At 72.3% G+C, this 6,725-nt stretch carries 7 protein-coding genes; 5 read left to right on the plus strand and 2 right to left on the minus strand.

Annotated elements, in window-relative coordinates:
• A partial coding sequence (locus ABYE80_RS15305; protein ID WP_372791158.1) for a GGDEF domain-containing protein occupies positions 1 to 623 on the minus strand: 623 nt, incomplete at its 3' end.
• 123 nt (positions 624 to 746) lie between these two features.
• On the opposite strand from ABYE80_RS15305, the gene ruvC reads away from it, so the two are divergent.
• From ruvC to ruvB, 3 genes are read left to right on the plus strand one after another with little or no spacing between them, the layout of a single operon-like run.
• On the plus strand, positions 747 to 1,271 hold the full coding sequence (gene ruvC, locus ABYE80_RS15310; RefSeq protein WP_372791159.1) for a crossover junction endodeoxyribonuclease RuvC: 525 nt from the start codon (positions 747 to 749) through the stop codon (positions 1,269 to 1,271).
• 8 nt (positions 1,272 to 1,279) lie between these two features.
• Complete coding sequence (ruvA, locus tag ABYE80_RS15315) at positions 1,280 to 1,864, plus strand: Holliday junction branch migration protein RuvA (protein WP_372791160.1); 585 nt, start codon at positions 1,280 to 1,282, stop codon at positions 1,862 to 1,864.
• Entirely contained in the window at positions 1,861 to 2,877 is a 1,017-nt protein-coding gene (gene ruvB, locus ABYE80_RS15320; RefSeq protein WP_372791161.1) for a Holliday junction branch migration DNA helicase RuvB, read from the plus strand. The genes ruvA and ruvB overlap by 4 nt, the downstream gene beginning before the upstream one ends.
• Positions 2,878 to 2,886: 9 nt before the next feature.
• Here the strand turns inward: ruvB and ABYE80_RS15325 are convergent, their stop codons facing one another.
• On the minus strand, positions 2,887 to 3,762 hold the full coding sequence (locus ABYE80_RS15325) for a hypothetical protein (RefSeq protein ID WP_372791162.1): 876 nt from the start codon (positions 3,760 to 3,762) through the stop codon (positions 2,887 to 2,889).
• A gap of 126 nt (positions 3,763 to 3,888) precedes the next feature.
• Between ABYE80_RS15325 and ABYE80_RS15330 the strand changes: the two genes are divergently transcribed.
• Entirely contained in the window at positions 3,889 to 4,338 is a 450-nt protein-coding gene (locus ABYE80_RS15330; protein ID WP_372791163.1) for a PAS domain-containing protein, read from the plus strand.
• Between the two features lie 12 nt (positions 4,339 to 4,350).
• Positions 4,351 to 6,725 (plus strand): protein translocase subunit SecD (secD, locus tag ABYE80_RS15335; RefSeq protein WP_372791164.1); only part of this gene is annotated, 2,375 nt, incomplete at its 3' end.

Below are 6,725 nucleotides of genomic sequence, written 5' to 3' on the forward strand. Positions count from 1 at the left end.
CGCCCGCCGCCCGCCGCCCGGGCGCGCGTGAGCCCGTCGGCCGCTGCCGCCAGGAGCTGCTCGACGGACTGCGCCCGCCGGTAGGGGGCGAGGCCGACCGAGACGGAGAAGCGGGGATCCGGGGTCGGATCGTCGGCCATCGCGTCGAGCAGCCGCTGCACGCACGCGACGGCGGACCCGGCCTCGGTGTCGACCAGCAGCAGCGCGTACTCGTCGGCGCCGGTGCGGCCCACGAGATCGGCGGTGCGGACCAGCGCCCGCAGCCGATGCTCCAGGGCGGCGAGCGCGGCGTCGCCGGCCTCCAGCCCGGCGGAGGCGTTGAGGTCCCGGAACCCGTCGATGTCGATCAGGGCCAGGCTGACGGGCGTCCCGGAGCGCCGCGCCCGCTCGAGCTCGCGATGGGCCGCACGGTGGAACGCCCGGAGGTCCGGGAGGACATCGGTGTCGTCGTCGACCGCTTCGGGCGGCTCGGGGTGGGTCGCCGCGGGTGCGGGCGCGTGCCGCCGGGCGCGGCCGCGCTCGACGGCCAGCGCCTCGCGGAGCACGGGCATCTCCGCCACCTGGGCCTGCAGGATCGCCAGTTCCCGGCGGAGTGCCTCGACCTCGTCGGCGCGCTTGAACATGCACCGGTCATCGGCCGGTGACACTCCGGTTCCGGGTGTCTGGCCGGATGATGGACGGATCGACGAGGCGCGCGGGCGGGGTACGCGAGGGAGGCATCCGACCCGATCCGCAGAATCCCAGCGGTGGTGAAGGTCCTCGGCATCGATCCTGGTCTCGCGAACACCGGCTACGGCGTGGTGCAGCGGCGCGGCGGCCGGCTGGCCGCGCTCGACGGCGGCGTCATCGAGACGCCTGCGGACATGGCGGTCGAACGTCGGCTGGTCCGCATCCATCAGCGCATCGCGGATCTCGTCCTGGAGCACGAGCCCGATGCCGTCGCCCTGGAGGAGCTCTACTTCGGCCAGAACGCGCGGAGTGCCTTCGCGGTCGGTCAGGCGCGGGGGGTGGTCGTGCTCGCCGCCGGGCAGCACGGCCTGACGACCCACGGCTACACGCCACAGCAGGTGAAGTCGGCGGTCTGCGGCACCGGCCGGGCCGAGAAGGACCAGGTCCAGCGCATGGTGCAGGCGCTGCTGTCCCTGGCGGAGCTCCCCCGTCCCGATCATGCGGCGGACGCGTTGGCCGTGGCGATCTGCCACGCCAACCACGCCCCGCTCACCGCCGCCGTCGCGGCGCGGCGCCAGGCCGGCCGGGCGGTCGCGGGATGATCGCGCTCGTGGCAGGCGACGTCGCGGTCCGCAGGCCGGACCACGTCGTGGTCGAGACCGCCTCGGGCGTGGGGTATCGCCTCGCGGTCTCGTCGGAGACGCTGCGGCACGTCCCGGCGATCGGGCGCCCCGTGTCGCTGCACGCCCATCTGATCGTCCGCGACGACGCCCTGGCCCTGTTCGGCTTCCACGCCGAGGAGGAGCGCGACCTGTTCCTGCTCCTGATCGGCGTCCAGGGCGTGGGGCCCAAGGTGGCCCAGGCGGTCCTCGGCGGGGGCACGCCGCGTGAGCTGGTCGCGGCCATCGCGGCCGGGGACGCCGCCCGCTTCCAGGCCGTGCCCGGGATCGGGAAGCGCATCGCCGAGCGGATCGTGGTGGAACTGCGGGAGAAGGTCGGAGGCGCCGACTGGGGCGCCGACGCCGGCGGCGGGACCATCGAGGTGCACCGCGGCGACGATCCGCGCCTGCTGGCGCGTGACGGGCTCGTGGAGCTCGGCTGGTCCCTGGCCGAGGCCGAGGACCTGCTCCGGCATGCCGAGGGGGAGACCGCCGAGGAGCTGCTCGCCCACGCGCTGCGCGGGGCCCACCGATGAGCGACGAGCTGCGGATCCAGACGCCAGGATGGCTGCCGGACGAGGACGTCGAGGAGGTGTCGCTGCGTCCGCGGCTCCTCGAGGACTTCGTCGGGCAGACGGGCCTGAAGGCGCAGCTGCAGGTCAGCGTCGAGGCGGCGGTCGCCCGCGGTGAGGCGCTGGACCACGTGCTGTTCGCGGGCCCGCCGGGGCTCGGCAAGACCTCCCTGGCGCAGATCCTCGCCGCGGAGCTCGACGTCCCGTTCGTGATGACCGCGGCGCCCGCGCTGGAGCGCAAGGGCGACGTCGCGGCGTTCCTGACGGCGCTGGAGCCGCGCAGCATCTTCTTCGTCGACGAGATCCACCGTCTTCCGCGCGCGCTGGAGGAGACGTTCTATCCCGCCATGGAGGACCGGCAGCTGCCGATCACGGTCGGCCAGGGCGCGGGGGCGAAGGTGATGACCCTGCCGCTGCCGCCGTTCACGCTCGTGGGGGCCACCACGCGCGCGGGGCTCCTGACCTCGCCGCTCCGCGACCGGTTCGGCATCCAGCACCGGCTGGAGCCCTACGACCCGGACGAGCTCTCGGCCATCGTCCACCGCAGTGCCTCGATCCTGGGTGTCACGCTCGCCGACGACGGCGCCGGCGCCATCGCGCGCCGCTCTCGCGGGACCCCACGGGTCGCGAACCGGCTGCTGCGGCGCGTCCGCGACTTCGCCGAGGTCCGCGCCGGCGGGGTCGTCACGTCGGACGTCGCCGACGCCGCGCTCGACCTGCTGGAGATCGACCACGTCGGGCTCGACCGGCTGGACCGGGAGATCCTGCGCGCGATCTGCGTGGCGTTCGACGGCGGACCGGTCGGCCTGTCGACGCTGGCGGTGACGGTGGGGGAGGAGCAGGACACCCTCGAGGACGTCTACGAGCCCTACCTGCTCCAGCGAGGCCTCGTCAAGCGCACGCCCCGGGGGAGGGTCGCGACGCTCCGGGCGTTCGCCCATCTCGGACTCGAGCCGCGCGAGCCGAACCTCTTCTGACGTCGCCCCTCACGAGCACGGGCGCTGCCCGAGCGGAAGCGGGGTGCGCCGGGTGCGCGTGATGTCCACGCCGTCCGGGCTGCCGGACAGCCGGTAGCGCTCGCCGTTGATGGTCACCCGCGTCGAGGCGAGCCCCACGTTGAGCCGGATCCGCCGGCCCGTGAACGTGCGCCGCGAGGTGAGCGTGCCGTTGAAGAGCTGCCGACCCGCGCCGTCGTCGACGCAGAGGAACGTCGGCTCGGCGGGCGTCAGGCGGACCGTGACCCGCCTGCGGGCCGCGGCGCGCCGCGCGGCCTCCCGTCGCCGTCGCTCGGCGGCCCGCTCGCGCTCGGCGGCGCGCTTGCGCGCGGCAGCGCGCTGGGCGGCGGAGGTGGTGGTCGTGGGCGTGGTGGCGCTCCGACTGCCCGCGGTCGTCCCCGTTGCGCCGGTCGGGCCGGTCGCCCCGGTGGCGCCCGAGGGACCGGTCGGCCCGGTCACCGGGACGTCCGGCAGCACGTCGGCGCGCTCGTCGTCACCGCCGGGGACGCCGGCCGCCAGTGTCACGCCGGCCACCAGGAGCGCCAGCGCACCGAGGCCGACGAGGCCCCGCCGGACGGCGCGGCCCCGCGGCACCGGATCCAGCGGCCGCACCTCGAGCGTCACGCGGACGCCCGGGGTCGCCTCGCCGAGGGGCGGCGCGACCTCGACGCCGGCGAACCGCAGGGCGTTCTCGACGCGCCGCAGGGCCTCGGGCGTCGCCTCGGGCTCCTCGAACGCCGCGAGGAGTTGCTCGGGCGTCGGCTGACGGTCGGCCGGGCCGCCCTTGGCGGCTGCGCGGGCGATGCGGCGCGCGGTCTCTGCGTCCCGCAGCGTCACGGGGTCGGGACCGTCGGTCGGAGATGCCATGGACATCATGTTCCCGTACCGGCCGACGCATCCTGCTCGAACGATCGCCGAGACCCCTCGGCGGCGGCCTTCGCGACGCGGTGACACCGCCGTGACGCTGCCTCGCGTACCCTGTCCGGGTCCACGATGGCCCATCTCTTCATCTGTCCCAACTGCGGCACCCGTTCCACCGCGACCGATCGCACGTCCGGCTTCCGCACCACGCCGAAGGGCTGCGCGAAATGCGGCTTCGGGTTCCTCTTCGAGCTGCTCGATGACTACTACCCGGCCCCGGACGCTGCCTTCTTCGCCTGCGACCAGCAGGGCAAGGTGATCGCCTGCGGCCGCGGCAGCTTCGAGCTGACCGGACTCGACGACGAGCGCGTCATCGGCCGTCCCGTCTCGGAGGTGCTGGGCCTGGAGTTCGACGAGGGCGCCGACGCCGTGCAGACCGTCCTGGAGTGGGGCGTGCGCCAGTTGGGCAAGCCGGTGAAGGTCAACGCCGAGGGCGATCTGCCCGCGCAGGCGACAGCCGATCTCTTCCCCGCCTACGACGATGACGGCGGCCTGCTGCTCGTCCTCACCCCAGACAAGTAAGGTCCCCGCGCTGTGACCGACCGCCGCCGCAACCTCTTCGTCCTGCTGCTCGTCGCCGGGATGCTCGTCGCCTCGGCGGCCGTCATCGCGACGACCACGACGAAGCTGGGACTCGACCTGAAGGGCGGGGTCGAGCTCGTCTACCAGGCGAAGCCGACCAAGGCGGTCCCGACCGTCACCGGGGAGGCGGTCGACCGCTCGATCGAGATCATGCGCGATCGCGTCGATCAGCTCGGCGTCGCGGAGCCGGAGATCCAGCGTTCCGGCGCCGACCAGATCATCGTCTCGCTCCCTGACGTCAAGAACGCGGAGGAGGCGCAGAAGCAGGTCGGCACCGTCGCCCAGCTCTACTTCTACGACTGGGAGAAGAACGTCCTCGGCAAGGACCTCGAGCCCGACCCGGGCAACGCCGAGGTCACCGGTGGCGGCGCCGCCGGCCAGAGCGGCTGCTTCCCGAAGTACGACGCCGTGGCCCGCGCGGCGCGCCGTCCCGCCATGCCCGACCAGAACACCTCGTCGGGCGACCAGTACTACCTGGTCAACGACAAGACGCGGAAGGTGGTCGGCGGGCCGCAGGAGACCGAGAAGGCGCTCCTCAACGACCTTCCGGGGGAGAAGCCCGGCACCGACCAGCGCGTGCGCGTGGTCCGCGAGGGCACGGTCATCGTCCGCGGGGAGCAGCCCGAGGGGGACAACGACACCGAGCGCGACTGCTACTACGTCCTGAACGACAACTTCGCGCTGCGCGGCACCGACATCAAGAACCCGGAGCAGCAGTTCGACAGCGGTCCAGGCGGCACCGGTCAGCCGAACGTGACGTTCGAGTTCTCGGACAAGGGCCGGCAGATCTGGCAGGACGTCACGCGGGAGATCGCCGAGCGCGGCCAGGCGAACTTCCTGCCGGGCCAGGATCCCGTCGCTGCGGCGCAGCACTTCGCGATCGTGCTCGACGGCGAGGTCATCTCGACGCCGTACATCGACTTCCAGCGCAACCCCGACGGCATCGACGCCCGCACGGGGTCGGAGATCTCCGGTGGCTTCACGATCAAGAGCGCCCAGCGCCTCGCGAACCTCCTGAAGACCGGCGCGCTCCCGGTCAAGCTCGAGCTGATCTCGCAGTCGCAGGTGAGCGCGACGCTCGGCAAGCAGGCGCTCGACCAGGGACTCCTGGCGGGGCTGGTGGGATTCGGGCTGGTCGCCCTGTTCCTCCTGACCTTCTACCGCGTGCTCGGCGCGATCGCCGTCATCGCGCTCGTCGTCTACGCGCTCTACTTCTTCGCGCTCATCAAGCTGATCCCGGTGACGTTGACCCTTCCGGGCATCGCGGGCCTGGTCCTGACGATCGGCGTCGCGGCCGACGCGAACATCGTCATCTTCGAGCGGGTCAAGGAAGAGATACGCGCGGGCAGATCGATGGTCGCGGGCATCGCGGCCGGTTACAAGAAGGGCCTCAGCGCGATCATCGACGCGAACGTGGTGACCTTCATGGTCGCGTTCATCCTGTTCACGCTGGCGACCGCCGGCGTGAAGGGCTTCGCGCTCGTGCTCGGCATCGGCACGATCGTGTCGATGCTCACCGCGATCCTGCTCACGCAGGCCATCCTGGGCGTCGCGAGCCGATCCAAGATCATCAACTCGCCCTCGGCGCTGGGTGCGAAGAACCAGGCCGAGCACACCAACCGCTGGCGGTTCGACTACTCGGGCGCCGCGAAGTGGTTCTTCTCCGGTTCCGGCGTGATCCTCGTGATCGGGGCGCTGGCGCTCGGCGGCAAGGGCCTGGACTTCGGCATCGACTTCGACTCCGGCACCCGGATCACCGCGGCGTTCACGCAGCAGACGGACGAGTCCGGTGTCCGCGACGTCCTCGCGAAGTCGGGTCTCGGGGACGCCAAGATCCAGCGGATCACCGGTGACGAGGAACTGGGTGAGAACGCCTTCCAGGTCCGGACCGCGTCCCTCAAGCCCGCGGAGGTCACGCGGGTCACCGCTGCGCTGGACGACGCCTTCACGGTGCGTGGCGAGCCCAACACCGAGTCGATCGGGCCGACGTTCGGGAACTCGGTCGCCAACAGCGCGGTGATCGCGATCATCGCGTCGCTGATCGTCATCAGCGCCTACATCGCGCTGCGGTTCGAGTGGAAGTACACGGTGCCGATCCTCATCGCCGTGATGCACGACGTGCTGATCACGGCCGGCGTGTACTCGCTGATCGACCGGGAGGTGACGACGGCGACGGTCGCGGCGTTGCTCACCATCCTCGGCTACTCCCTCTACGACACGATCATCGTGTTCGACCGCATCCGCGAGAACCTCCCGCGCATGCCGCGGGCGGCGTTCTCGCAGATCGTGAACCGCTCGATGAGCGAGGTCATCGTCCGCTCGCTCGC

The sequence above is a fragment of the Paraconexibacter sp. genome, assembly GCF_041602235.1.
Lineage (GTDB): Bacteria > Actinomycetota > Thermoleophilia > Solirubrobacterales > Solirubrobacteraceae > Paraconexibacter.